The sequence below is a fragment of the Aeromicrobium sp. UC242_57 genome (assembly GCF_044452305.1).
Classification (GTDB): domain Bacteria; phylum Actinomycetota; class Actinomycetes; order Propionibacteriales; family Nocardioidaceae; genus Aeromicrobium.
On sequence record NZ_JBIOAM010000003.1, the window covers coordinates 790542 to 814532 of the forward strand.

The following is a 23991-nucleotide window of genomic DNA, read 5'->3' on the forward strand; positions in this document are numbered from 1 at the left end:
ACACCCATTCGCTTGTCTGCAAAGGTGGAGAGATGACCAAGATCACTGTCGCCGTGGCCGGCGCGAGCGGGTACGCCGGTGGCGAGGTGCTGCGGCTCCTGCTGTCACATCCGGACGTCGAGATCGGCGCGCTGACGGCTGCCTCCAGCGCCGGAACGGCATTGGGCGGGCACCATCCGCACCTCGTCCCGTTGGCCGACCGCATCCTGCAACCGACCACGACCGAGACGCTCTCGGGTCATGACGTGGTGTTCCTCGGGCTCCCGCACGGCGAGTCGGGTGCGGTCGCGGCCCAGCTGGGCGATGACGTCATGGTCATCGACCTGGGGGCCGACTTCCGGCTCGACTCGGCCGCCGACTGGACCGAGTTCTATGGCGGAGAGCATGCCGGCACCTGGCCGTACGGGCTGCCCGAGTCATCGTCGGAGGCAGACGTCAACGCGACCGCCTGGCCGGGGTCAACCGCATCGCGGTACCGGGATGCAACGTCACCGCGATCACGCTCGGCATCCAGCCGGCGATCGCAGCCGGTCTCGTCGAGGCCACCGACCTGGTTGCCGTGCTCGCCAACGGCTACTCCGGTGCAGGCAAGGCGCCCAAGGCGCACCTGATCGCCTCGGAGGCGCTCGGTTCCGCATCGCCCTACGGCGTCGGAGGCATGCACCGGCACGTCCCCGAGATCATGCAGAACCTGCGGCTCGCGGGCGCCGACGAGGTGACGATCTCGTTCACCCCGACCTTGGTGCCGATGGCTCGTGGCATCCTCGCCACGACCACGGCACGCATCAAGGACGGTGTCGACCTCGCTGCCGTGCGGGCTGCGTACACCGCGGCCTACGACGACGAGCCGTTCATCCACCTGCTGCCCGAGGGACAGTGGCCGACGACGGCCGCGACGCTGGGGGCCAACACCGCCCAGCTCCAGCTGGCGATCGATGCCCGAGCCCGACGCCTGGTTGTCGTGTCCGCCATCGACAACCTCGTCAAGGGCACCGCCGGCGGTGCCATCCAGTCCATGAACCTTGCCCTGGGTCTCCTTGAGACCACCGGGCTCAGCACGATCGGAACAGCACCATGACAGTCACCGCAGCCCAGGGCTTCACCGCCGCCGGCGTCACGGCCGGACTCAAGACGTCCGGCACCCCTGACATGGCCGTCGTGGTCAACCACGGGCCGTCCAAGGTCGCCGCGGCGGTCTACACGAGCAACCGGTGCAAGGCCAACCCCGTTCTGTGGAGCGAGCAGGCCATCAAGGCTGGCGCTGCCAGCGCCGTGGTCATCAACTCCGGAGGCGCCAACTGCTACACCGGCGCCGAGGGCTTCGCCACGACGCACCAGACCGCTGAGACGGCAGCCGATCTGCTGGGGGTCGGGGCGATCGAGGTCCAGGTCTGCTCGACCGGGCTGATCGGGCTGCTCAACGACCGCGATGCCGTGCTCGCGGGCACGCGTGCGGCGATCGAGGCGCAGAGCGCCGAGGGTGGACGTGACGCCGCGACGGCCATCATGACGACCGACACCGTGGCCAAGGAGGCTGTGGCGCACGGCGATGGCTGGACCGTGGGTGGCATGGCGAAGGGCGCCGGCATGCTGGCCCCCGCCCTGGCCACGATGCTCGTCGTCATCACGACCGATGCCGATGTCGACGCGGCGACGGCCGATGCCGCGCTGCGCGCTGCGACCGCTCTGACATTCGACCGGCTCGACTCCGACGGCTGCCAGTCGACCAATGACACCGTGCTGCTGATGGCGTCGGGTGCCTCGGGCGTCACCCCCCAGACGACGGCCTTCACCGAGGCTGTCACTGCCGTCTGCCACGACCTCGCGATCCAGCTGCTGGCCGATGCCGAGGGTGCCGATCACGAGATCGCGATCGAGGTCGTCAACGCAGCCTCGGTCGACGACGCGCTCGAGGTCGGCCGGTCCGTGGCACGCAGCAACCTGTTCAAGTGCGCGATCTACGGCAAGGATCCCAACTGGGGACGCATCCTGGCCTCGGTCGGCACGACGCAGGCCGCCTTCGACCCGGCCGACCTCGACGTCGCGCTCAACGGCGTCTGGGTGTGCCGCAACAGCGGCCCGGGGGAGTCGCCTGACTCGATCAACCTCGACGAGCGCGCCGTCTCGGTGCTCATCGACCTCAAGTCCGGCGACCAGTCGGGCACCATCTGGACCAACGACCTCACGCAGGCGTACGTCCACGAGAACTCGGCGTACTCCTCATGACAGAAGATCTGACCTCCGACCACGAGTGGCATCCGGACGACTGGAAGAAGGCCACTGACAAGGCGGCCACGCTCGCCCATGCCCTGCCCTGGCTGAAGAAGTATCACGGCAAGGTCATCGTGGTGAAGTACGGCGGCAACGCCATGACCAATGACGTGCTGAAACGAGCGTTCGCCGAGGACATCGTGTTCCTGCGGCTCGCGGGCTTCAAGCCTGTCGTGGTGCACGGCGGCGGCCCGCAGATCAGTGCGATGCTCGACAAGCTGGGCATCGAGTCCGAGTTCCGTGGTGGTTTGCGGGTCACGACGCCTGAGACGATGGAGGTCGTCCGGATGGTGCTGACCGGCCAGGTCGGCCGCGAGCTCGTCGGACTGCTGAACCAGCACGGCGACCTGGCGGTGGGGCTGTCGGGCGAGGACGGTGGGCTGTTCACGGCCGAGAAGACCCTGCCGATCATCGACGGGGTCGAGACCGACATCGGCCTGGTCGGCGAGGTCGTGGGCGTCCGCCCCGAGGCGGTGCTCGACCTGATCGACGCCGGCCGCATCCCGGTCGTCTCGACCGTCGCCCCCGATGTCGACGGGCAGGTGCACAACGTCAACGCCGACACCGCTGCTGCGGCTCTCGCGGTGGCTCTGGGCGCCGAGAAGCTGCTGGTCCTGACTGATGTCGAGGGGTTGTACGCCGACTGGCCCAACAGCAGCGACGTGATCGGCGAGATCAGCCCTGAGTCGCTCGCCGAGCTGATCCCTGGCCTGGCGACCGGAATGATCCCGAAGATGAACGCCTGCCTCAAGGCCGTCGAGGAGGGCGTCAAGCGCGCCACCGTGATCGACGGTCGCGAGCCCCACGCCGTGCTCCTCGAGATCTTCACCGACGAGGGCGTCGGCACGCAGGTCGTGCCCGGTGCACCGACTCGCATCCGCACCGCCCTCTACTCGACCAGCGTCGACAAGGACAAGCCATGACCGTCGAAACTACTGCGACCTGGCAGGAGCGCTACCAAGGCGCTGTCATGAACACGTTCGGCACGCCTGCCCGGATGCTCGTGCGTGGTGAGGGCGCCCATGTCTGGGATGCCGACGGCAAGCAGTACCTCGATCTGCTGGCTGGTATCGCCGTCAACGCGTTGGGGCACGGCCACCCGGCGATCATCGCGGCCGTCACCGAGCAGCTGTCGACGTTGGGTCATACGTCGAACCTGTTCGCGACCCAGCCGCAGATCACGCTGGCCGAGAAGCTGACCGCGCTCGTCGGCCACGACAGCCGGGTCTTCTTCACCAACTCCGGCGCAGAGGCCAACGAGGCCGCGTTCAAGGTCACGCGTCGCACCGGCCGCACCAAGATCGTCGTCGCCGAGGGATCGTTCCACGGCCGGACGATGGGGGCGCTCGCGCTGACCTCGAAAGAGGCCTACCGGGCACCTTTCGAGCCGCTCCCCGGGCGATGTCACGTTCATCCCGTATGGCGACGTCGCAGCGCTGGAGGCAGCCATCGACGACACCGTCGCGGCCTTCCTGGTCGAGCCGATCCAGGGCGAGGCGGGCGTCGTCGTGCCGCCGGAGGGATACCTGAAGGCGGCCCGCGAGATCACGACTCGCCACGGTGCCCTGCTGTGGCTCGACGAGGTGCAGACCGGCATGGGTCGCACCGGCGCCTGGTTCGCCCACACCGAGTCGGGCATCGTCCCCGACCTGATGACGTTGGCCAAGGGCCTCGGCGGCGGCATCCCGATCGGCGCATGTATCGCGATCGGCGATGCGGCGACGTTGCTGCAGCCGGGCAACCACGGGACGACGTTCGGCGGAAATGCCGTCGCGACGGCTGCGGCGCTCGCCGTCATCGCCACGATCGAGTCCGAGAACCTCCTCGATCACGTCACGACGATCGGCGACCAGATCCGTCGCGGACTGGTCGATCACCCGCTCGTCGCCGAGGTGACCGGTCGGGGCCTGCTGGTCGGCATCGTGCTGCGTGAGCCCCTGGCGGCGGAGGCACAGAAGGCTGCCCTCGAGGCGGGCGTGATCCTCAACAACGCGACGGCCGAACGCCTTCGGCTGGCTCCTCCGTTGATCCTGAGCGAGGACCAGGCCGCCGATGCAGTGACCACGATTCGGGGCATCCTGGACGAGGTGTCGCTATGAGCATCAGGCACTTCCTGCGCGATGACGACCTGACCCCGGCCGAGCAGGCCGAGGTGCTGGCGCTCGCCGCCGAGATCAAGGCAGATCCGTACGGGCGCAAGCCGCTGGCCGGCCCGCAGACCGTTGCGGTGATCTTCGACAAGGCGTCGACCCGGACCCGGGTCTCCTTCGCGGTCGGCATCGCCGACCTGGGGGGCAACCCGTTGGTCCTCGACTCTGCGGCCACGCAGGGTGGGCGGGGGGAGTCCCCGGCTGACACGGCTCGGGTGCTCGGTCGGATGACGAGCGCGATCGTCTGGCGCACGTACTCCCAGGCAGGTCTCGAGGAGATGGCTTCTCATGCCGGCGTCCCGGTCATCAATGCCTTGAGCGATGACTTCCACCCGTGCCAGATCTTGGCCGACTGGCAGACCGTCATCGAGCACAAGGGCAGGCTTGCGGGTCTGACGGTCGCCTACCTCGGTGACGGTGCCAACAACATGGGTCACTCGTACCTGCTCGGTGGTGCCACGGCGGGCATGCACATCCGCATCGGTGCGCCCGAGGGCTATCAGCCCGATCCGCAGATCGTCGGCGACGCAGCCGCGATTGCCGCGACGACCGGCGGTTCGGTCGTGGTGACCGATGATCCGACGGCGGCGATCTCTGGTGCCGATGTCGTGATCACCGACACGTGGGTCTCGATGGGTCAGGAGGCCGAGAAAGAGGCCCGACTCGCGCTGTTCGGCGACTACTCGATCACCGCGCAGACCCTCGAGCTCGCGGCCACGGACGCAATCGTGCTGCACTGCCTGCCGGCCTACCGCGGGCTGGAGATCACCTCCGAGGTGCTCGACGGTCCGCAGAGCGTCGTGTGGGACGAGGCCGAGAACCGTCTGCACGCCCAGAAGGCCGTCATGGTCTACCTGCTGGCCCATGCTGCGAGGCAGCAGTCATGAGCACCGCCGACACCAAGGCAGCTCGACAGCAGCTCATCGTCGAGCTGTTGAGCCGCCACGCGGTGCGCTCGCAGGGAGACCTGGTCGAGCTGCTCGATGAGCAGGGAGTCAACGCGACGCCGTCAACGGTCTCCCGCGACCTCGTCGAGCTCGACGCCGTCCGGGTCAGGCACGGCGACCGCGGGCTGGTCTACGCCGTCCCCGGGGAGGGCGGCGATCGCACCCCGCGTCCCGCCACCGGCAGCATCGCCGGTGAGGCGCGTCTGGCCCGCATCGCACGAGAGCTGCTGGTGACGGCAGAGTCGTCGGCCAACCTGGTCGTCCTGCGCACGCCTCCGGGCGCCGCGCAGTACCTCGCATCGGCCATCGACCACTCGTCGCCCACCGACGTCATCGGCACGATTGCCGGTGACGACACCGTCCTGCTGATCTGCAGCGACCCCGCCGGCGGCTCGGCCGTCGCCACCCGCTTCACGGACCTGGCAGGTCCGGCCTCCAAGGAGAACTCATGACCGACACCACGCCCGCTGAGCCGACCGAACCCGTCGAAGGGACCGCCTTGTGGGGTGGACGGTTCGCGTCCGGCCCGTCGCCCGAGCTCGTCGAGCTGTCGCGCTCGACGCACTTCGACTGGCGGCTCGCGCCGTATGATCTCGCCGGTTCGCGCGCCCACGCGATGGTGCTGCAGGCCGCTGGTCTGCTGAGCCGCGACGACCTCACGACCTTGGTCGCCGGTATCGACGCGCTGGCAGCCGATGTCGAGACTGGCGCCTTCGTGGCCGAGCCGGGCGACGAGGACGTCCACACGGCGCTTGAACGGGGACTGCTCGAACGACTCGGTGCCGATCTCGGTGGACGTCTTCGCGCCGGGCGCTCACGCAACGACCAGATCGCGACGCTGTTCAAGATGTACCTGCGCGATCACGGTCGCCGGATCTCGGCTCTCGTCACGCAGCTCGTCGAGGCACTCGCTGCGCAGGCCGACACCCATCTCGGCGTCGCGATGCCGGGACGCGCGCACTTGCAGCACGCTCAGCCCGTCCTGTTGTCGCACCACCTGCTGGCCCATGCCTGGCCGTTGGTCCGCGATCTCGACCGCCTCGCCGACTGGGATGCCCGGGTTGCCGCCGACTCGCCGTATGGGGCCGGTGCTCTGGCTGGTTCGTCCCTGGGGCTCGATCCCGAGAAGGTCGCCGCCGATCTTGGGTTCACGGGCTCGACGGCCAACTCGATCGACGGCACTGCTGCGCGTGACTTCGTGGCCGAGTTCGCGTTCGTGACGGCGCAGATCGGCGTCGACGTCTCCCGGCTCGCCGAGGAGATCATCATCTGGAACACCAAGGAGTTCGACTTCGTCACGCTGCACGACGGCTACTCGACCGGGTCCAGCATCATGCCGCAGAAGAAGAACCCCGACATCGCCGAGCTCGCTCGCGGCAAGTCGGGACGGTTGATCGGCAACCTCACCGGGCTGCTGGCCACGCTGAAGGGCCTTCCGCTGGCGTACAACCGCGATCTGCAGGAGGACAAGGAGCCGGTGTTCGACTCGATCGACACGCTCGAAGTCCTGCTGCCGGCCTTCACCGGCATGATCGCGACGCTCACGTTCAACACCGAACGCATGCAGGCGTTGGCACCGCAAGGATTTGCGCTGGCGACTGACATTGCCGAGTGGCTCGTACGAGAAGGCGTTCCGTTCCGGGTCGCGCACGGCTGTCGGGAGCGTGTGTCCAGGTGTGCGAGCAGCGCGGCATCGAGCTGTGGGACCTGTCGGACGACGACTTCGCAGCGATCTCGCCGGCTCTGACGCCGGGCGTGCGTGACGTGCTGACCGTCGAAGGCTCGCTGGCGTCGCGCGACTCGCGTGGCGGGACGGCTCAGGTCCGGGTCGCCGAGCAGCTCGCCGAGCTGCGTGCCCGTCTCGTCTAGACTGCGTGATCGTGTCGTTGTCGTCGTTGGTGAGCCGGGTCAGAGGCCGGGTAGCCCGCGACCGTGAGCGGTCCCGGCGACGCCAGGCAGTGCGGGAGCTCTACGCGCCGACGTACGTGTTGAAGCCGTTCGGTCGTCGGGGAACGAATGTCTCACTGGTCGTGGCGAAGTCCGACCGACCGACCAGCTCGACCTTCATCCGGATGCTTGCGCCGTTGACCAGCCCGGCCTTCGGCCGTCGTGTCGGGATCGAGATCTTGGACGCTCGCGATCTTCGCCTGAATCGCCGCACGACAGCTTGCGTCGTGCAGCGCGTCGCCCTCACGAATCCCGCTGACGTCCGACGCCTGCTGGCCGAGGTCGACCGGGTGGGGTGCTCGTTGGTCGTCGACAACGACGATGCCTTCGCCGCGATCACTGACGAGCACCCGCAGTTCGCGGAGCTTCTCGGTGATCGCGCGGGTGCTCGACGACGTGATCGGGGCTGCGGACGAGATCTGGCTCTCGACCGAGGCCCTGCGCCAGTTGCACGGAGGGTCAGACCGCTCGGTCGTCGTCCGCAACACCCTCGATCTCGACCTGTGGCAGCCCGACCACCGCCCGGTCGGGCTCGACGGGGACGTTCCCCTGCGGATCCTCTACATGGGGACCAAGACCCACGATGCAGATTTCCAGCTGGTTCGTCCTGTCCTCGATCGGCTGCACGACCGCTACCCAGGCCTCTTCGAGGTGATCGTGGTGGGCGTCGCGAAGGAGCTTCCAGACAGCCCATGGATGCGTCGACTGAGTCCGCCGGCCGCATCGTATCCATCTTTTGTTCCCTGGCTCGTCTCGACGGGGCCCTACGACATCGGGCTGTCGCCGCTGGTGGACTCTGCGTTCAACCGCTGCAAGTCCGACATCAAGTGCCTCGACTACCTGGCGCTGGGCGCGCTGCCGCTCGTGTCGGACGTCGAGCCTTATCAGCCGGTAGACATTGCTCACCACATCGTGAAGGTTGCCGATCGGCCTGACGCGTGGTTCGAGGCGATCGAGCATGAGATCGTGCACCGGGCCGAGCGACGCAGGGAGGCCGCTGAACGGCGACAAGCGAGCGATGTCTACCTGCGCTCTGAACGTTCGGTCGAGATCGCTGCGAAGGTGCTGAGCGCACGCTTGCGAGCGCTGCGATGACGAGGTCGTTGTCTGACGGCTGATCAGGAAGGTTGAGTGCCGCCACGGCCGTGACCTCGACATCGATAGGGTCGGCGTATGCGTACCCGTCTCGTTGCCGCTTCCGCCCTGCTGATCGCTCTGGGAGGACTTGCCGCATGCGGCAGCTGAGACGCGGGCTCAGATCCGGGATCTGACTCGAAAACTGATTCTCCCGCCGCGACGGCCGATGCTCCGGCTGCCTCGGGTGAGTGCGTCTACAACAAGAGCGACGATGCCGCGAAGGAGGCGAAGGCACCTGCGGCCGAGCCCGTGAGTGCCGATTCTCTGACGATCGCGACGAACCGCGGAGACATCGTCGCGTCGTTGAAGCCCGACACGGCGCCGTGCACGGTCAACTCGTTCGTCTCCTTGGCCAAGCAGGGCTACTTCGACGACACGAAGTGCCACCGCCTGGTTCCGGGATTCGTCCTGCAGTGTGGTGACCCGTCGGCCACCGGGACCGGTGGTCCCGGATATGCGTACGCCGACGAGCTGAAGGGCGACGAGACCTACCCGGCCGGCACGCTGGCCATGGCCAACTCCGGTCCTGATACCAACGGCTCGCAGTTCTTCATCGTGCTGGCCGACGCCGAGCTCCCGCCCGCGTACACAGTCTTCGGCACGGTCGACGACGCCGGTCTGAAGCTGGCCCAGAAGATCGCCGACGAGGGCAATGGCGCCGACGGCGTCGCACCGAAGAAGGACGTCATCATCGAGTCGGTCAGCTGATCGTCGGCCCCGTCCCCGACCCGGTCGAGCAGCGCGCGAGGTCGTTGCTCGGCCGCGTGCTGCACGGACACGGCGTGGCCGTGCGCATCACCGAGGTCGAGGCGTACGGCGGAACGGAAGACCCCGCCTCGCACGCGTTCACCCGCACGCCCCGGAGCGAGATCATGTACGGACCGCCGTGGCGGCTGTACGTCTACCGCTCCTACGGCATGCACTTCTGCGCCAACGTCGTGACGGGGCCCACCGAGCAGGCCGCCGCAGTGCTGGTCCGCGCTGGGCAGGTCGTGAGCGGTCTCGACGTCGCGCGAGCCCGCAGGCCCGGTGTTCCCGACGAGGGTCTGGCTCGGGGCCCCGGCAACCTTGCACGCACTCTCGGGCTCACCCTGGACGACCTCGGTGCCGATCTGTTGGCGTCCGAAGGCGTGCGTCTGGGGCCGCTGGTCGACTCGGCGCCGCCGGTCACTGCCGGTCCGCGCGTGGGGGTGTCGAAGGCCGCCGACGTGCCGTGGCGGTTCTGGATCAGCGGCGATCCGACGGTGTCGGCCTATCGTCGCAGCCCGCGAGCGCCAGCCTCAGGCTGACCGCGGCGCGTACATGATGATCGCGACTCCGACGAGGCACACGAGCGCACCGGAGACGTCCCAGCGGTCTGGCTTGAAGCCGTCGGCGGCCATGCCCCACAGCAGGGAACCTGCGACGAACACACCGCCGTAGGCCGCGAGGATGCGGCCGAAGTTGGCATCCGGTTGCAGAGTGGCGATGAATCCGTACAGGCCCAGCGCGATGACACCGCCGCCGATCCAGGCCAGCCCCCGGTGCTCGCGCACACCCTGCCACACCAGCCAGGCACCGCCGATCTCGAAGATCGCGGCAGCGACGAAGAGCGTGATCGAGCGCAGGGTGTCCACGACGCAAGTCTGTCAGCAGGGGATCGCAGTCACCGAATCGACCGATAACGACGCTCGGGACGTCCGGCGCTGCCGTAGTTGAGCCGGACGGCGGCCTGCCCTTGGTCGACGAAGAACTCGAGGTAGCGGCGAGCGCTGACCCGCGACAGGCCTACCTGCTCGCCGCACTCGGCTGCCGACAGCCACCGGCGGCGGCCAGCGCGCGTGCCACGAGGCGGGCCGACTCCGGAGCTGAGACCCTTGGGCAGGGTCGTGCTGGTGGTGGGCGGAGCGCCGAAGGCCCGGTCGATCGCGGCCTGGTCGGGTGACCCGTCGGAGAGGCTGTCGATGGCTTCACGCACCCGCTGCATGCGGGCCGCGAAGTCGGCGTACTCGAAGGGCTTGACCAAGTACTGCATCGCTCCACCGTGGAGGGCGCTGCGCACCGCGTCGGCGTCGCGTTCGGCGGTCACCATCACGACCCCGACCGTGCTGCCGTCCGACCTCAGCTGCTGCAGCACCTCGAGACCACTGAAGTCGGGCAGGTGCACGTCGAGCAGCACGAGGTCGGGGACCAGGTCGGCGCACAGCTGGAGGGCCTCGGCCCCGGTGCGGGCCGTGCCGACCACGCTGAAGCCTTCGGTCCGCTCGACGAACTTGGCGTGGATGCTCGCGACCATGAAGTCGTCGTCGACGACCAGCACGCGGATCATGCCGAGACCCGCGGCAGTCGGACCGTGAAGTGGGCGCCGTCGTCGTGGTGGACCGACACCGTTCCGCCGCGCTGGGTGCAGATCAAGCGCACGAGCGGAAGACCGATCCCGCGGCCGCCCAGCAGATCGGGCTTGGTCGAGAAGCCCCGGATGAAGATCGTCTCGACCATGTCGTCGGGCACCCCGGGCCCGTTGTCGCTGACCAGAAGCCGGATCTCGTCTGTGGTCTCGCTGGCTCCACCATGACATGCGGATCGGTGCTGGTCCGGCAGGCGTCCACGGCGTTGTCGACCAGGTTGCCGACGATCGTGGTCAGATCGGCCGACACGGCCCGGGGGAGCGCTGCGAGCCGGGAGTGGTTCGTCAGCGTCAAGGTGACCCCGGCCTCGGCTGCGACGCTGGACTTGGCGATCAGCAGCGCCGCGACTGCCGGATCTGCGATGCGCTGCGTGACGGCGTCGCTGAGCTCGGCCCGGCGTCGACTCAGGCTGCCGATGAGCTGGGTGACCTCGTCGTACTCGCCGGCTGCACGAGACCCGAGATGGTGTGCAGCTGGTTGGCGAACTCGTGGGTCTGGGCACGCAGCGTGTCGGTGATCGACAGGTTCGAGCTGAGCTGGCTCTGCATCGAGACGAGGTCGGTGCGGTCACGCATCGTGGTGACCGTGCCGATGCCCTCTCCACGGCTGGACGCCGATCTCTGGTTGAACACCACGACTCGTTCGCCGACCAGCAGCACGACGTCCTGGCTGTCGTCTCCTGCGGTCAGCACCGCCGCAACCTGTGGGGGCAGGTCGAGGTCGTCGATCTGCTGGCCGACGACGCGACCGTCGAGTCCCAGGAGGTCGAGCGCCCCGTCATTGGCCATCGTGACCCGGTTGGCCGGGTCGACGGCGATGATGCCTTCGCGGATGCTGTGCAGCAACGCCTCACGGTGGTCGGCCAAGGTGGCGAACTCGTGCGGCTCGAGGCCTCGGGTCCGGCGCTTGACGAGTCGGGCGAGCAGCCAGGACCCGGCGACCCCGAGCAGTGCTCCGACGCCGAGGTAGAGGGCCAGGTCTCCGGCGGCGTCGGTGAGCCGTGACCACACCGAGGGGTAGCGCTGCTCGGCGATCGCAAGCCCGACGGCTGCCCGGAGTCGTCGATGATCGGGGCATGACCGGCGACGAAGCGTTGTCCCCGAGTCTCGACGTCGCCGACCCAGCCGCGTCCCTGCTGGACCCCCGAGTCGCCGAGCGCAGCCTGCTCACCGACCAGGCGCGGGTCGGACGACGACAGGATCGTGCCGTCGGGATCGGCGATCGACACCTCGGTCGCGCCGGACAGGCCGACGGCCCGGTCGATCGGCGGCGCGAGCCGGGTCGCGGGCACCGGTTCGCTGATCTGGTCGCGGACGACCGAGCCATTCGCGAGGTACTCGGCCACCGAGCGCATCTGCGCGCCCCGGTCGGAGCCGAAGGACGTGGTCGACTGGCGCAGCGAGATCGCACCGACGATCGTCAGCACGACAGCGACGACGACCGCTGCAGGACGAGGAACTGTCCGGCAAGCGTCATGCGCCTGCGCCGCGGTGACCACAATGTCCACAACCTCCTTTGCCTCCGTAATAGTGACCCAGACCACATGGCGGGTCCATGATCGGGGTCGACCACAGGAGGTTCCATGATGCCGACCAGGCGTACGCCACGGTTGCTCGCGGTGCTGATGCTCGCCGCCGCCCTGATGATCTCTGCGTGTGGTGTCACGCGCGGGGGCGAGGGCCAGGCCAACCGCAGGATCAGCATGTACATCCCCAACAGTCCTGGTGGCGGCTATGACCTCACCGGACGTGCCGCTGCTCGCGTGCTGGAGGACGAAGAGCTGTCCGGCCGGTTCGAGGTCACCAACGTCATCGGCGCCGGAGGCACCGTGGCGATGCAGCGGCTGCTGAACGAGCGCGGCGTCGAAGATCTCGTGATGGCGATGGGGCTCGGCGTGGTCGGTGCGACCTACACCAACGAGTCGAAGGCCAGGGTCTCGGCTGCGACGCCCATCGCGCGGCTCATCGAGGACCAGGAGGCGCTGATCGTGCCGAAGGACTCGCCGTACAAGACCGTGCAGGACCTGGTCGACGCCTGGAAGGCCGATCCGAAGAGCGTCACGATCGGCGGCGGTTCGTCACCTGGCGGCCCGGACCATCTCTTCCCCATGCAGCTGGCCAAGACCGTCGGGGTCGATCCCAAGCAGGTCAAGTACATCGTCTACGACGGTGGCGGGCCGCTCACGAGCGCGCTGCTCGGCAAGAAGATCGACGTCGGCACGTCGGGCCCCAGCGAGTTCGAGGGGACAGCTAAGGACGGGTCGCTGCGCATCCTCGCCGTCTCCGGTGAGGAGCGGCTCGACAACGTCGACGCCCCGACGCTCAAGGAGTCGGGCATCGACATGACGTTCGTCAACTGGCGCGGCATCCTCGCGCCTCCGGGCATCTCGGACGAGGCGCGTGACGAGCTCGTCGAGATGTTCACCGAGATGCACTCGACCCAGGGGTGGAAGGACGTCGTCGAGCGCAATGGCTGGATCGACTCGTTCGCGACCGGTGATGAGTTCGCGACCTTCCTCAAGGAACAGGACGAACGCGTCGAGACGACGCTGAAGGAGCTGGGGCTGACATGAGCACCGACGCACAGGGCCTGGAACAGGCACCGCAACCGCAACGCATGCGCGTCATCGACAAGGCCCAGTACGGCCTGGCGGCCTTCCTGGCCGTCGTCGGCGGCTACATCGTGTACGACGCGACGACGCTCGAGGACGGCTTCGCCGATCAACCGGTGCAGCCGTACGCCTTCCCCTACGTCGTCGGCGCGGTGCTGCTGCTGCTCGCAGCGCTGCTGGCACTGGCAACCGCCCGCGGCGACGTGCCGGAGTCCGAGGAGGGTGAGGACATCGACCTGTCCCAGCCCAGCGACTGGATGACGGTTGCCAAGCTCGTGGCCGTCTTCGCCGCCAACATCCTGCTCATCGACTGGCTGGGCTGGGCGATCACCGGTGCGCTGCTGTTCGTCGGCACGGCGCAAGTGCTGGGCAGCCGCACGCTGATCCGCGACATCGCCGTGGGCGTCGCGCTCTCGGTCGGCACCTGGTACGGCTTCTACTCCGGCCTGGGACTCGCAATCCCGGCCGGCATCTTGGACGGGATCCTCTGATGGACTCACTCAACCTGTTGATGGACGGCTTTGCCTCCGCCCTGACCCTGCAGAACCTCTTCTACGCCGTCGTCGGGGTCTTCCTCGGCACCGCCGTGGGTGTGCTGCCGGGCATCGGTCCGGCCATGACGCTCGCGCTGCTCCTGCCGATCACGTACAGCGTCGGTCCCGACAGCGCACTGATCATGTTCGCCGGCATCTACTACGGCGGCATGTACGGCGGCTCGACGACCTCGATCCTGCTCAACACGCCAGGGGAGTCGTCGTCGGTCGTCACGGCGATCGAGGGCAACAAGATGGCCAAGAAGGGCCGCGCCGCCCAGGCCCTGGCGACAGCGGCGATCGGTTCGTTCGTCGCCGGCACGATCGGCACCCTGCTGCTGGTGCTGTTCGCGCCGTCGGTAGCCGGACAGGTCGTCAAGCTCGGCAACCCGTCCAACTTCGCGCTCATCGTGCTGGCCCTGTTCGCGGTCACCGCCGTGCTCGGCTCGTCGCGTCTGCGCGGCTTCATCGGGCTGTTCCTCGGCCTGGCGATCGGCCTGGTCGGCGGTCAGACGGGTCAGCCGCGGCTGACGTTCGGCAGCCCGTTGCTGGCCGACGGCATCGACATCGTGGTCGTCGCGGTGGGAATCTTCGCGATCGGCGAGGCCCTGTGGGTCGCGGCGCACCTGCGTCGGCGCCCGCTCGACATCATCCCGGTGGGACAGCCGTGGATGAGTCGCGAGGACTGGGGACGTTCGTGGGGCCCGTGGCTGCGTGGCACGGCATTCGGCTTCCCGTTCGGCGCCCTGCCGGCCGGTGGCGCCGAGATCCCGACGTTCTTGTCGTACGTCACCGAGCGCAAGCCTCCAAGCACCCTGAGGAGTTCGGCAAGGGAGCGATCGAGGGGGTTGCCGGGCCCGAGGCTGCCAACAACGCGTCGGCTGCCGGGACGCTCGTCCCGTTGCTCGCGATCGGCCTGCCGACCACGGCGACGGCGGCGATCATGCTGCTGGCGATCCAGGAGCCGGAATCGAGACCGGCCCGCAGCTGTTCGACACCGAGCCTGAGCTGGTGTGGGCGCTGCTCGCAAGCCTGTTCATCGGCAACACCTTGCTCTTGCTGCTGAACCTGCCGCTCGCGCCGTTGTGGGCCGAGCCTGCAGATCCCGCGGCCGTACCTGTACGCCGGCATCCTGTTCTTCGCCTCGCTCGGTGCGTACAGCGTCAGCTTCCAGCCCTTCGACCTGGCGATCCTGCTGGTGATCGGTCTGCTGGGACTCGCGATGCGGCGGTTCGGCATCCCGGTCCTGCCGCTGATCATCGGCGTCATCCTGGGTCCCGAGCTGGAGGAGCAGCCGACGACGTCCTTGCAGATCTCGTCCGGCGACATCAGCACGCTCTGGAGCGAGCCGGTCGCGGTCATCGTGTACGTCATCATCGCCGCCGCCTTGGTCTGGATCGTCGGATCGGGCCTGCGCAAGAAGCGCACAGCAGCAGCCAACGACAAGACGGAGGTAGCGGCATGAGCGAGCGTCAGCGAACGATAGATGGGGTCGGTCTCATGCCGATGCCTCAGTATCGTGTGTGTTCTACGGAGGTAGCGGCATGAGCGTCGTGGTGATGTTCAGCCCGGACGAGTACGGTCGATCGGCGTTGTCCTACGGGGCCGACGAGGCCGCACGCCGAGGCGAAGAGCGTCGTCGTCAATCCGACGCGGGGTGACTCCTACGTCGACCGCAAGTTCGTGGGGGACGACGACCTGGCCAGGCTCGAGCAGGTGCTCGACTCCTTGCAGCCACGACGCAGGTCCGGCACGAGGTCGTGCCTGATGTCGCCGAGGCGGTGCTGGAGGCCGCGCGGGAGACGGGTGCGTCGCTGATCGTGGTGGGCATCCGGCCGCGCACGGCGGTCGGCAGAGTGCTGCTGGGCAGCGTCGCGCAACGTCTCATCCTCGACTCGACCTGCCCGGTCCTGTCGGTCAAGGGCGAGCGGGCCGACGAGCTGCTCGGCTGGCTGTTCTCGTCAGCGACGGTGTCGGCGGGGACGGCGCACACACCGTCCTCGCACGACGGGGCGTCCTCGCCGACGATCTCCAACGGACCCGTCACGACTCGGCCGCAGCCTTCTGCAGCACGTCCAGCAGCGTGGCCGGATCTTGCGCGCCGGAGACGCCGAACTTCTTGTCGATCACGAAGAACGGGACGCCGCTGATGCCGTAGGCCGCGCCCTGCTGCTTGTCGGCCTGCACGTCGGGCAGGTGGACGTCGTGGGTGAGGGCTTCGACGACCGAGTCGCGGTCGAGGCCTATCTCGCTGGCCAGGTCGGCGAGATCGTCGATCCGGCCGATGTGTCGTCCCTGCTCGAAGTACGCCGAGAACAGCCGCTCGCTCATGTCGAGCTGGCGGCCCTGGGTCTTGGTGTAGTGCAGCAGCGCGTGCGCCTTGACGGTGTTGGTGTGCTGGAGCGACTCGAAGTCGTACGCCAGGCCTTCGGCCGCCGCGAGCTCGGTCATCTGACCCAGCATCTGCTCGACCTGCGCGGCCTGCATGCCCTTGTGCTTGACGAGGAAGTCGACCTCGCTGCCGTCGAAGTCGACGGGGGTGTCGGGCGCGAGCTCGAACGAGTGGAACTCGACCTCCACCTCGCCGCCTGCGGCCTCGAAGGATGCTGCCGCCGCCTCGAACCGGCGCTTGCCGACGAAGCACCACGGGCAGGCGATGTCTGACCAGATGTCGACCTTCACTGTGTGACTCACACTGTGACCAACAGTTCGTCGACGCCCAGATATTCCACTTCCTCTCGCGTGGTTCGCAGAGTAACGTCTATGTCATGACAATTGCCGTGGCGTATCGTCCAGACGAGTTCGGCCGTGCAGCGCTTGACTGGGCCGTCAGCCAGTCGCAGCTGCAGCGGTGACCGGATCGTGGTCATCAACATCACCCGGTCGGAGCCGCGGCTCGACACCGGCTTCGCCCGTGGAAATCACGTTCAGTCGTTGAGCGACCGGCTCGACAACGAGGGCATCGAGTACGAGGTCCGCCAGGTCATGGGCGAGAACGTCGCCGATGCAGTGCTGTTCGAGGCCGAGCAGGCCGGTGCGAGCTCGATCGCGATCGGCATTCGCCGACGCAGTCCGGTCGGCAAGATCCTGATGGGAAGCGTCGCCCAGCAGATCCTGCTCGATGCCACCGTTCCGGTCGTCGCAGTCAAGCCATAGGTTCCGAGGGCGCCGCGCTAAAGTCGCGGTGATCCACCCGTTCCTGGAAGGCACCACTTGTGACCCACGTACTTGACGACCTCGACGCGCGCGGACTCATCGCGCACTCGACAGATCGCGACGCCCTGCGCGAAGAGTTGTCGGCCGGGTCGATCACGTACTACGTGGGCTTCGACCCGACTGCGCCGAGCCTGCACATCGGCAACTTGCTGCAGATCTTGACCGCGCGCCGGCTCCAGCTGGCCGGGCACAAGCCGCTCCTGCTGGTCGGCGGCTCGACGGGCCTGATCGGCGACCCCAAGGAGGCGGGGGAGCGGATCATGAACACCAAGGAGACCGTCGCCGACTGGGTCGAGCGCATCGGCTCGCAGGTCTCCCGCTTCGTCGACTTCGACGGTCCGAACGGTGCCGCGTTGGTCAACAACCTCGACTGGACCGCGAACCTCAGCACGATCGACTTCCTGCGTGACATCGGCAAGCACTTCCCGGTCAACCGGATGCTGGCCCGCGACGTCGTCAGCAGCCGGCTCGAGACGGGCATCAGCTACACCGAGTTCAGCTACGTCTTGCTGCAGTCGATGGACTACCTCGAGCTGTACCGACGTCACGGGTGCGTCCTGCAGACCGGCGGCAGCGACCAGTGGGGCAACATCACCGCAGGCGTCGAGCTGATCCGCCGGGCCGACGCCGGCAAGGTGCACGCGCTCGCGACGCCGCTGATCACGAAGGCCGACGGCACCAAGTTCGGCAAGACCGAGTCGGGCACGGTGTGGCTCGATCCGGCCTTGATGAGTCCGTACGCCTTCTACCAGTCGTGGATTCAGGCCGAGGACGTCAAGGTCATCGAGTACCTGCGTCAGTTCACGTTCCTCAGCCTCGAGGCGATCGAGGCGATCGAGGCCGAGCACGTCGAGCGGCCCGGTCTGCGGGCAGCGCAACGCCGACTGGCCGCCGAGGTGACGACGCTCGTGCACGGTGCAGAGGAGACAGCTGCTGCCGAGCTGGCCGCAGCCGCACTGTTCGGACGCGGTGAGCTCAGCGAGTTACCCGAAGCTACGTTGGCCGCCGCTCTTCGGGAGGCCGGTGCAGTCGACCTGGCCGCCGCCGACCGACCGACGATCGTCGACGCGCTGGTTGCCTCCGGATTGACCGACAGCAAGTCGGCCGCGCGCCGGGCTGTCGGCGACGGGGGCGCGTACGTCAACAACGTCCGGGTCACCGACCCCGAGCTCGAGCTCGCCGGCGACCTGCTGCTGCACGGCTCGTGGGCGGTCCTGCGCAAGGGCAAGCGCTCGATCTCGGGTGTCTCGGTGTCCTGAACCCTGCGATTCCGGAGGGTCCGTGGTGCTGTGACATGCACCATGGGACCCCGATTTGGCACTCGCAAAGTGCCCGTGTAATGTTCTTCTTGTTGGACAGCGCAGCGCAGGACAAGCCGCAAGGCCAGTCGCGCAGCAGTTCGACCACAGCATGGTGACCGACCCCGATCATTTGGGTGAAAACGAGCCGTGTAAGTTTGACCAGCAGCCCCAGGCCGGATGTCCTTTTGGATTGATGGGTGGTGAGCGTCTGATCCTTGAGAACTCAACAGTGTGCCAAAAGTCGACGAGATTAATTAGTAGTACCCCGTCGGATGTCTGGTGGATCCCTTTGGGGGTTTGCTGGTTTTTGATGGATATCAATTCGGACAATTTATTTGTCAGCAAATAGTTTGTCAGGTTGGACCTCTTTGACAGTTTGTGAAAACTGTTTCAATGGAGAGTTTGATCCTGGCTCAGGACGAACGCTGGCGGCGTGCTTAACACATGCAAGTCGAGCGGTAAGGCCCTTTCGGGGGTACACGAGCGGCGAACGGGTGAGTAACACGTGAGCAATCTGCCCTTCTCTTTGGAATAACCATTGGAAACGATGGCTAATGCCGAATATGACCCCCCTTCGCATGTTGGGGGGTGGAAAGCTCTGGCGGAGAAGGATGAGCTCGCGGCCTATCAGCTTGTTGGTGAGGTAATGGCTCACCAAGGCATTGACGGGTAGCCGGCCTGAGAGGGTGACCGGCCACACTGGGACTGAGACACGGCCCAGACTCCTACGGGAGGCAGCAGTGGGGAATATTGGACAATGGGCGAAAGCCTGATCCAGCAACGCCGCGTGAGGGATGACGGCCTTCGGGTTGTAAACCTCTTTCAGCAGGGACGAAGCGAGAGTGACGGTACCTGCAGAAGAAGGACCGGCCAACTACGTGCCAGCAGCCGCGGTAATACGTAGGGTCCGAGCGTTGTCCGGAATTATTGGGCGTAAAGGGCTCGTAGGCGGTTTGTCGCGTCGGGAGTGAAAACTCAGGGCTCAACCCTGAGCGTGCTTCCGATACGGGCAGACTAGAGGTATGCAGGGGAGAACGGAATTCCTGGTGTAGCGGTGGAATGCGCAGATATCAGGAGGAACACCGGTGGCGAAGGCGGTTCTCTGGGCATTACCTGACGCTGAGGAGCGAAAGCATGGGGAGCGAACAGGATTAGATACCCTGGTAGTCCATGCCGTAAACGTTGGGCGCTAGGTGTGGGGACCTTCCACGGTTTCCGTGCCGCAGCTAACGCATTAAGCGCCCCGCCTGGGGAGTACGGCCGCAAGGCTAAAACTCAAAGGAATTGACGGGGGCCCGCACAAGCGGCGGAGCATGCTGATTAATTCGATGCAACGCGAAGAACCTTACCTGGGTTTGACATATGCCGGAAAGCCGTAGAGATACGGCCCCCCTTGTGGTCGGTTTACAGGTGGTGCATGGCTGTCGTCAGCGTGTCGTGAGATGTTGGGTTAAGTCCCGCAACGAGCGCAACCCTCGTTCTATGTTGCCAGCACGTGATGGTGGGGACTCATAGGAGACTGCCGGGGTCAACTCGGAGGAAGGTGGGGATGACGTCAAGTCTTCATGCCCCTTATGTCCAGGGCTTCAAGCATGCTACAATGGCCGGTACAAAGGGCTGCGAAACTGTAAGGTGGAGCGAATCCCAAAAAGCCGGTCTCAGTTCGGATTGGGGTCTGCAACTCGACCCCATGAAGTCGGAGTCGCTAGTAATCGCAGATCAGCAACGCTGCGGTGAATACGTTCCCGGGCCTTGTACACACCGCCCGTCACGTCATGAAAGTCGGCAACACCCGAAGCCAGTGGCCTAACCCCTTGTGGGAGGGAGCTGTCGAAGGTGGGGCTGGCGATTGGGACGAAGTCGTAACAAGGTAGCCGTACCGGAAGGTGCGGCTGGATCACCTCCTTTCTAAGGAGCACTTGGCAATCGCCCATCGTGGTGGTTGTCCATATGGGTTCTGTTTGGTCACCGAATGTGTGGCCGCAGTCCCGCTCACTAGTGGATCGTCGATTATTTGGCTTAATGGCTGCCAAGTTGTGGTGAGTACTGCTGTCTTGCTTGCAAGATCGCGTGGAAAGCGATGGTTGAAGGTCATTATTTCAGGCACACTGTTGGGTCCTGAGGGATCAGCCCGTTTGGGTTGGTTTCCTTGGACCACATACCCCCCGCATACCGTTCGACCTTTGGGTTGGGTTGGTGTGGGATCAGGTGGTGGGACCGTTTGTGTTTTGAGAACTTCACAGTGGACGCGAGCATCTTTGTAGTAACAACAAGCTACTAAGTGCACATGGTGGATGCCTTGGCATCGAGAGCCGATGAAGGACGTTGGAGTCTGCGAAAAGCCCCGGGAAGGTGACAACCGACCTGTGATCCGGGGATGTCCGAATGGGGAAACCCACCCAGAGTAAAGTCTGGGTACCTGCGCCTGAACACATAGGGCGTGTGGAGGGAACGTGGGGAAGTGAAACATCTCAGTACCCACAGGAAGAGAAAACAAAAGTGATTCCGGTAGTAGTGGCGAGCGAAACTGGATCAGGCTAAACCGCATGTATGTGATAGCCGGTAGGCGTTGTATGTGCGGTGTTGTGGGACCACATGGTCTGTTCTACCGGACAGGCAAAGAGTGATAAACCATGAGTGAAGTTGAAGCCGACTGGAAAGTCGTACCGTAGAGGGTGATAGTCCCGTACACGTAAGCTCATGGCTCTTTTGTGGTATCCCAAGTAACACCGAACCCCTGAAATTCGGTGTGAATCTAGCGGGACCACCCGTTAAGCCTAAATACTCCTCGATGACCGATAGCGGACTAGTACCGTGAGGGAAAGGTGAAAAGTACCCCGGGAGGGGAGTGAAATAGTACCTGAAACCATGTGCATACAATCCGTTGGAGCGCATCCTTGTGATGTGTGACAGCGTGCCTTTTGAAGAATGAGCCTGCGAGTTAGCGTTCTGTAGCGAGGTTAAGACGTGAGTCGTAGCCGTAGCGAAAGCGAGTCCGAATAGGGCGTTCATAGTTGCAGGATCTAGACCCGAAGCGGAGTGATCTATCCATGGGCAGGTTGAAGCGCGGGTAAGACCGCGTGGAGGACCGAACCCACCTAGGTTAAAAACTGGGGGGATGACCTGTGGATAGGGGTGAAAGGCCAATCAAACTCCGTGATAGCTGGTTCTCCCCGAAATGCATTTAGGTGCAGCGTTGCGTGTTTCTTGCCGGAGGTAGAGCACTGGATGGGCTAGGGGGCCTACAAGCTTACTGAACCCAGCCAAACTCCGAATGCCGGTAAGTGAGAGCGCAGCAGTGAGACAGTGGGGGATAAGCTCCATTGTCGAGAGGGAAACAGCCCAGACCATCAGCAAGGTCCCTAAGCGATAACTAAGTGGAAAAGGATGTGGAGTCGCCCAGACAACCAGGAGGTTGGCTTAGAAGCAGCCACCCTTGAAAGAGTGCGTAATAGCTCACTGGTCAAGTAATTCCGCGCCGACAATTTAGCGGGGCTCAAGTTATCCACCGAAGCTATGGGATTCATACACGTGCTAGGCCTTTGTGGTCCAGGCGTATGGATCGGTAGGGGAGCGTCGTGTGGCCAGTGAAGCGGCGGAGTGATCCAGCCGTGGAGGCTACACGAGTGAGAATGCAGGCATGAGTAGCGAATGAGGAGTGAGAAACTCCTCCACCGAATGACCAAGGGTTCCAGGGTCAAGCTAATCTTCCCTGGGTAAGTCGGGACCTAAGGCGAGGCCGACAGGCGTAGTCGATGGACAACGGGCTGATATTCCCGTACCGGCGCATAATCGCCCATGCTGAATCCAGTGATGCTAAGTGCCCAAAAGCGGCGGGACTCTTCGGAGCGATGCTGTGGCTGCGCATGACCCGATCTGGTAGTAGGCAAGCAATGGTGTGACGCAGGAAGGTAGCTCATCCCGGGCGATGGTTGTCCCGGGCTAAGGATGTAGGGCGAGTCATAGGCAAATCCGTGACTCACATAGCCTGAGATCTGATGGGGAGACGTTTTAGTCGAAGTGAGTGATCCTATGCTGCCGAGAAAAGCATCTAGCGAGATTATGAGCCGCCCGTACCCCAAACCGACTCAGGTGGTCAGGTAGAGAATACTAAGGTGATCGAGTGAACCATGGTTAAGGAACTCGGCAAAATGCCCCCGTAACTTCGGGAGAGGGGGGCCCGATTCGTTAGCACACTTGCTGTGCGAAGCGTTGAGGGCCGCAGAGACCAGGCCCAAGCGACTGTTTACTAAAAACACAGGTCCGTGCTAAGTCGAAAGACGCCGTATACGGACTGACTCCCTGCCCGGTGCTGGAAGGTTAAGGGGACGTGTCAGCGCAAGCGAAGCACAGAACTTAAGCCCCAGTAAACGGCGGTGGTAACTATAACCATCCTAAGGTAGCGAAATTCCTTGTCGGGTAAGTTCCGACCTGCACGAATGGAGTAACGACTTGGGCGCTGTCTCAACCATGGACTCGGCGAAATTGCACTACGAGTAAAGATGCTCGTTACGCGCGGCAGGACGGAAAGACCCCGGGACCTTTACTATAGTTTGGTATTGGTGTTTGGTTCAGTTTGTGTAGGATAGGTGGGAGACTGTGAAAGCTTGGACGCCAGTTCAGGTGGAGTCAACGTTGAAATACCACTCTGGCTGTACTAGATATCTAACCTAGGTCCATTATCTGGATCAGGGACAGTGCCTGATGGGTAGTTTAACTGGGGCGGTTGCCTCCTAAAATGTAACGGAGGCGCTCAAAGGTTCCCTCAGCCTGGTTGGCAATCAGGTTTCGAGTGTAAGTGCACAAGGGAGCTTGACTGTGAGAGTGACGGCTCGAGCAGGGACGAAAGTCGGAACTAGTGATCCGGCGCTGGCAAGTGGAAGCGGCGTCGCTCAACGGATAAAAGGTACCCCGGGGATAACAGGCTGATCTTCCCCAAGAGTCCATATCGACGGGATGGTTTGGCACCTCGATGTCGGCTCGTCGCATCCTGGGGCCGTAGCAGGTCCCAAGGGTTGGGCTGTTCGCCCATTAAAGCGGCACGCGAGCTGGGTTTAGAACGTCGTGAGACAGTTCGGTCCCTATCCGCCGCGCGCGTAGGAAACTTGAGAAAATCTGTCCCTAGTACGAGAGGACCGGGATGGACGAACCTCTGGTGTGCCAGTTGTTCTGCCAAGAGCACCGCTGGTTAGCTACGTTCGGAAGCGATAACCGCTGAAAGCATCTAAGCGGGAAGCGTGTTTCAAGATGAGGTTTCCCACTGGTTTACCAGGTAAGGCCCCCAGCAGACCACTGGGTTGATAGGCCGGAAGTAGAAGCACAGCAATGTGTGGAGCTGACCGGTACTAATAGGCCGAGGGCTTGTTTCTTACAAAGATACTGTGCCTTCAAAAGCACATCCGCGTTCACTGTGAGGTTCCCGAGATACAACCGGGAACCATTCCACACCACCACCAACACACCTAGAGTGTGCTGGCCGGCGGGTGTGAAG

22 protein-coding genes, 2 rRNA genes and 5 pseudogenes are annotated in these 23991 nt (G+C 65.0%); 20 read left to right on the forward strand and 9 right to left on the reverse strand.

Translation table 11 applies throughout. The annotated features are described in order from the left end of the window. Positions 1-32: 32 nt before the first annotated feature. The 8 genes and pseudogenes from argC to argH all read left to right on the forward strand — a co-directional run bounded on the left by argC (position 33) and on the right by argH (position 7237). Positions 33-1078, forward strand: a pseudogene (argC, locus tag ACHMWU_RS14895) (N-acetyl-gamma-glutamyl-phosphate reductase). Further along, the gene (gene argJ, locus ACHMWU_RS14900; RefSeq protein ID WP_396044798.1) at positions 1075-2226 is read left to right on the forward strand and encodes a bifunctional glutamate N-acetyltransferase/amino-acid acetyltransferase ArgJ; all 1152 of its coding nucleotides are present in this window, start codon (positions 1075-1077) and stop codon (positions 2224-2226) included. Before argC ends, argJ begins: the two are co-directional and overlap by 4 nt. After that, positions 2223-3194, forward strand: a complete 972-nt coding sequence (argB, locus tag ACHMWU_RS14905; RefSeq protein ID WP_396044800.1) for an acetylglutamate kinase — start codon at positions 2223-2225, stop codon at positions 3192-3194. Before argJ ends, argB begins: the two co-directional genes overlap by 4 nt. A 74-nt stretch (positions 3195-3268) precedes the next feature. Next, positions 3269-3619: pseudogene (locus ACHMWU_RS14910) on the forward strand (aminotransferase class III-fold pyridoxal phosphate-dependent enzyme); the annotation flags it as partial. Between the two features lie 136 nt (positions 3620-3755). After that, the gene (locus tag ACHMWU_RS14915) at positions 3756-4370 is read left to right on the forward strand and encodes an aminotransferase class III-fold pyridoxal phosphate-dependent enzyme (protein ID WP_396046784.1); all 615 of its coding nucleotides are present in this window, start codon (positions 3756-3758) and stop codon (positions 4368-4370) included. Then, complete coding sequence (argF, locus tag ACHMWU_RS14920; RefSeq protein ID WP_396044802.1) at positions 4367-5308, forward strand: ornithine carbamoyltransferase; 942 nt, start codon at positions 4367-4369, stop codon at positions 5306-5308. Before ACHMWU_RS14915 ends, argF begins: the two co-directional genes overlap by 4 nt. Next, positions 5305-5820 (forward strand): arginine repressor, encoded by a 516-nt coding sequence (locus ACHMWU_RS14925; protein ID WP_396044804.1) that lies wholly within the window; start codon positions 5305-5307, stop codon positions 5818-5820. The genes argF and ACHMWU_RS14925 overlap by 4 nt, the downstream gene beginning before the upstream one ends. After that, positions 5817-7237 (forward strand): annotated as a pseudogene (gene argH, locus ACHMWU_RS14930) (argininosuccinate lyase). Before ACHMWU_RS14925 ends, argH begins: the two are co-directional and overlap by 4 nt. Positions 7238-7389: 152 nt before the next feature. Here the strand turns inward: argH and ACHMWU_RS14935 are convergent. Together ACHMWU_RS14935 and ACHMWU_RS14940 are read right to left on the reverse strand one after the other, a co-directional pair. After that, positions 7390-7803, reverse strand: coding sequence for a hypothetical protein (locus ACHMWU_RS14935; protein WP_396044806.1), 414 nt, complete (start codon positions 7801-7803; stop codon positions 7390-7392). After that, positions 7775-7942, reverse strand: a complete 168-nt coding sequence (locus ACHMWU_RS14940; RefSeq protein ID WP_396044808.1) for a hypothetical protein — start codon at positions 7940-7942, stop codon at positions 7775-7777. The genes ACHMWU_RS14935 and ACHMWU_RS14940 overlap by 29 nt, the downstream gene beginning before the upstream one ends. Before the next feature lie 24 nt (positions 7943-7966). Here ACHMWU_RS14940 and ACHMWU_RS14945 point away from each other — a divergent pair, with 24 nt between their 5' ends. The 3 genes from ACHMWU_RS14945 to ACHMWU_RS14955 all read left to right on the forward strand — a co-directional run bounded on the left by ACHMWU_RS14945 (position 7967) and on the right by ACHMWU_RS14955 (position 9741). Then, the gene (locus ACHMWU_RS14945) at positions 7967-8410 is read left to right on the forward strand and encodes a hypothetical protein (protein WP_396044810.1); all 444 of its coding nucleotides are present in this window, start codon (positions 7967-7969) and stop codon (positions 8408-8410) included. 291 nt (positions 8411-8701) lie between these two features. Then, on the forward strand, positions 8702-9160 hold the full coding sequence (locus ACHMWU_RS14950; RefSeq protein WP_396044812.1) for a peptidylprolyl isomerase: 459 nt from the start codon (positions 8702-8704) through the stop codon (positions 9158-9160). After that, positions 9160-9741: a DNA-3-methyladenine glycosylase gene (locus ACHMWU_RS14955; protein WP_396046786.1), complete on the forward strand. Its 582-nt coding sequence runs from the start codon at positions 9160-9162 to the stop codon at positions 9739-9741. Before ACHMWU_RS14950 ends, ACHMWU_RS14955 begins: the two co-directional genes overlap by 1 nt. On the opposite strand, the gene ACHMWU_RS14960 is transcribed toward ACHMWU_RS14955, so the two are convergent. From ACHMWU_RS14960 to ACHMWU_RS14980, 5 genes and pseudogenes are all read right to left on the reverse strand, one after another. Beyond that, on the reverse strand, positions 9733-10068 hold the full coding sequence (locus tag ACHMWU_RS14960) for a YnfA family protein (protein WP_396044814.1): 336 nt from the start codon (positions 10066-10068) through the stop codon (positions 9733-9735). The two genes, ACHMWU_RS14955 and ACHMWU_RS14960, sit on opposite strands and share 9 nt — an antisense overlap. 29 nt (positions 10069-10097) lie before the next feature. Beyond that, on the reverse strand, positions 10098-10760 hold the full coding sequence (locus tag ACHMWU_RS14965) for a response regulator (RefSeq protein ID WP_396044816.1): 663 nt from the start codon (positions 10758-10760) through the stop codon (positions 10098-10100). After that, on the reverse strand, positions 10757-11341 hold the full coding sequence (locus ACHMWU_RS14970) for an ATP-binding protein (RefSeq protein WP_396044818.1): 585 nt from the start codon (positions 11339-11341) through the stop codon (positions 10757-10759). The genes ACHMWU_RS14965 and ACHMWU_RS14970 overlap by 4 nt, the downstream gene beginning before the upstream one ends. Then, complete coding sequence (locus ACHMWU_RS14975; RefSeq protein ID WP_396044820.1) at positions 11244-11849, reverse strand: sensor histidine kinase; 606 nt, start codon at positions 11847-11849, stop codon at positions 11244-11246. Before ACHMWU_RS14975 ends, ACHMWU_RS14970 begins: the two co-directional genes overlap by 98 nt. Positions 11850-11938: 89 nt before the next feature. Further along, positions 11939-12193 (reverse strand): annotated as a pseudogene (locus ACHMWU_RS14980) (hypothetical protein); the annotation flags it as partial. Between the two features lie 228 nt (positions 12194-12421). Here ACHMWU_RS14980 and ACHMWU_RS14985 point away from each other — a divergent pair. The 4 genes and pseudogenes from ACHMWU_RS14985 to ACHMWU_RS15000 all read left to right on the forward strand — a co-directional run bounded on the left by ACHMWU_RS14985 (position 12422) and on the right by ACHMWU_RS15000 (position 15448). Then, positions 12422-13411: a Bug family tripartite tricarboxylate transporter substrate binding protein gene (locus ACHMWU_RS14985; RefSeq protein ID WP_396044822.1), complete on the forward strand. Its 990-nt coding sequence runs from the start codon at positions 12422-12424 to the stop codon at positions 13409-13411. Then, complete coding sequence (locus ACHMWU_RS14990; protein ID WP_396044824.1) at positions 13408-13941, forward strand: tripartite tricarboxylate transporter TctB family protein; 534 nt, start codon at positions 13408-13410, stop codon at positions 13939-13941. Before ACHMWU_RS14985 ends, ACHMWU_RS14990 begins: the two co-directional genes overlap by 4 nt. 20 nt (positions 13942-13961) lie before the next feature. Further along, a pseudogene (locus ACHMWU_RS14995) lies at positions 13962-14884 on the forward strand (tripartite tricarboxylate transporter permease); the annotation flags it as partial. A 231-nt stretch (positions 14885-15115) separates the two neighbouring features. Beyond that, on the forward strand, positions 15116-15448 hold the full coding sequence (locus tag ACHMWU_RS15000) for a tripartite tricarboxylate transporter permease (RefSeq protein WP_396046788.1): 333 nt from the start codon (positions 15116-15118) through the stop codon (positions 15446-15448). 199 nt (positions 15449-15647) lie between these two features. Here the strand turns inward: ACHMWU_RS15000 and ACHMWU_RS15005 are convergent, their stop codons facing one another. Beyond that, entirely contained in the window at positions 15648-15863 is a 216-nt protein-coding gene (locus ACHMWU_RS15005; protein ID WP_396047008.1) for a hypothetical protein, read from the reverse strand. On the opposite strand from ACHMWU_RS15005, the gene ACHMWU_RS15010 reads away from it, so the two are divergent. Next, complete coding sequence (locus ACHMWU_RS15010; RefSeq protein ID WP_396046790.1) at positions 15765-16133, forward strand: universal stress protein; 369 nt, start codon at positions 15765-15767, stop codon at positions 16131-16133. The genes ACHMWU_RS15005 and ACHMWU_RS15010 overlap by 99 nt on opposite strands. Here the strand turns inward: ACHMWU_RS15010 and ACHMWU_RS15015 are convergent. After that, entirely contained in the window at positions 16027-16677 is a 651-nt protein-coding gene (locus ACHMWU_RS15015) for a DsbA family protein (protein WP_396044826.1), read from the reverse strand. The two genes, ACHMWU_RS15010 and ACHMWU_RS15015, sit on opposite strands and share 107 nt — an antisense overlap. A gap of 114 nt (positions 16678-16791) precedes the next feature. Here ACHMWU_RS15015 and ACHMWU_RS15020 point away from each other — a divergent pair, with 114 nt between their 5' ends. The 4 genes from ACHMWU_RS15020 (at position 16792) to ACHMWU_RS15035 (ending at position 23869) form a co-directional block, all read left to right on the forward strand. After that, positions 16792-17139: a universal stress protein gene (locus ACHMWU_RS15020; RefSeq protein WP_396044828.1), complete on the forward strand. Its 348-nt coding sequence runs from the start codon at positions 16792-16794 to the stop codon at positions 17137-17139. Between the two features lie 59 nt (positions 17140-17198). Next, positions 17199-18458: a tyrosine--tRNA ligase gene (gene tyrS, locus ACHMWU_RS15025; protein WP_396044830.1), complete on the forward strand. Its 1260-nt coding sequence runs from the start codon at positions 17199-17201 to the stop codon at positions 18456-18458. A gap of 432 nt (positions 18459-18890) precedes the next feature. Further along, positions 18891-20408 (forward strand): 16S ribosomal RNA (locus tag ACHMWU_RS15030). A gap of 359 nt (positions 20409-20767) precedes the next feature. Further along, positions 20768-23869 (forward strand): 23S ribosomal RNA (locus ACHMWU_RS15035). Together the 16S and 23S rRNA genes form the textbook arrangement of a ribosomal RNA operon. Positions 23870-23991: the final 122 nt, after the last annotated feature.

Coding starts and splice junctions, on each gene's coding strand:
- argJ (WP_396044798.1), top strand. CDS start 1,075: ATGACAGTCACCGCAGCCCAGGGCTTCACCGCCGCCGGCGTCACGGCC.
- ACHMWU_RS14990 (WP_396044824.1), top strand. CDS start 13,408: ATGAGCACCGACGCACAGGGCCTGGAACAGGCACCGCAACCGCAACGC.
- argB (WP_396044800.1), top strand. CDS start 2,223: ATGACAGAAGATCTGACCTCCGACCACGAGTGGCATCCGGACGACTGG.
- argF (WP_396044802.1), top strand. CDS start 4,367: ATGAGCATCAGGCACTTCCTGCGCGATGACGACCTGACCCCGGCCGAG.
- ACHMWU_RS14985 (WP_396044822.1), top strand. CDS start 12,422: ATGATGCCGACCAGGCGTACGCCACGGTTGCTCGCGGTGCTGATGCTC.
- ACHMWU_RS14965 (WP_396044816.1), bottom strand. CDS start 10,760: ATGATCCGCGTGCTGGTCGTCGACGACGACTTCATGGTCGCGAGCATC.
- ACHMWU_RS14925 (WP_396044804.1), top strand. CDS start 5,305: ATGAGCACCGCCGACACCAAGGCAGCTCGACAGCAGCTCATCGTCGAG.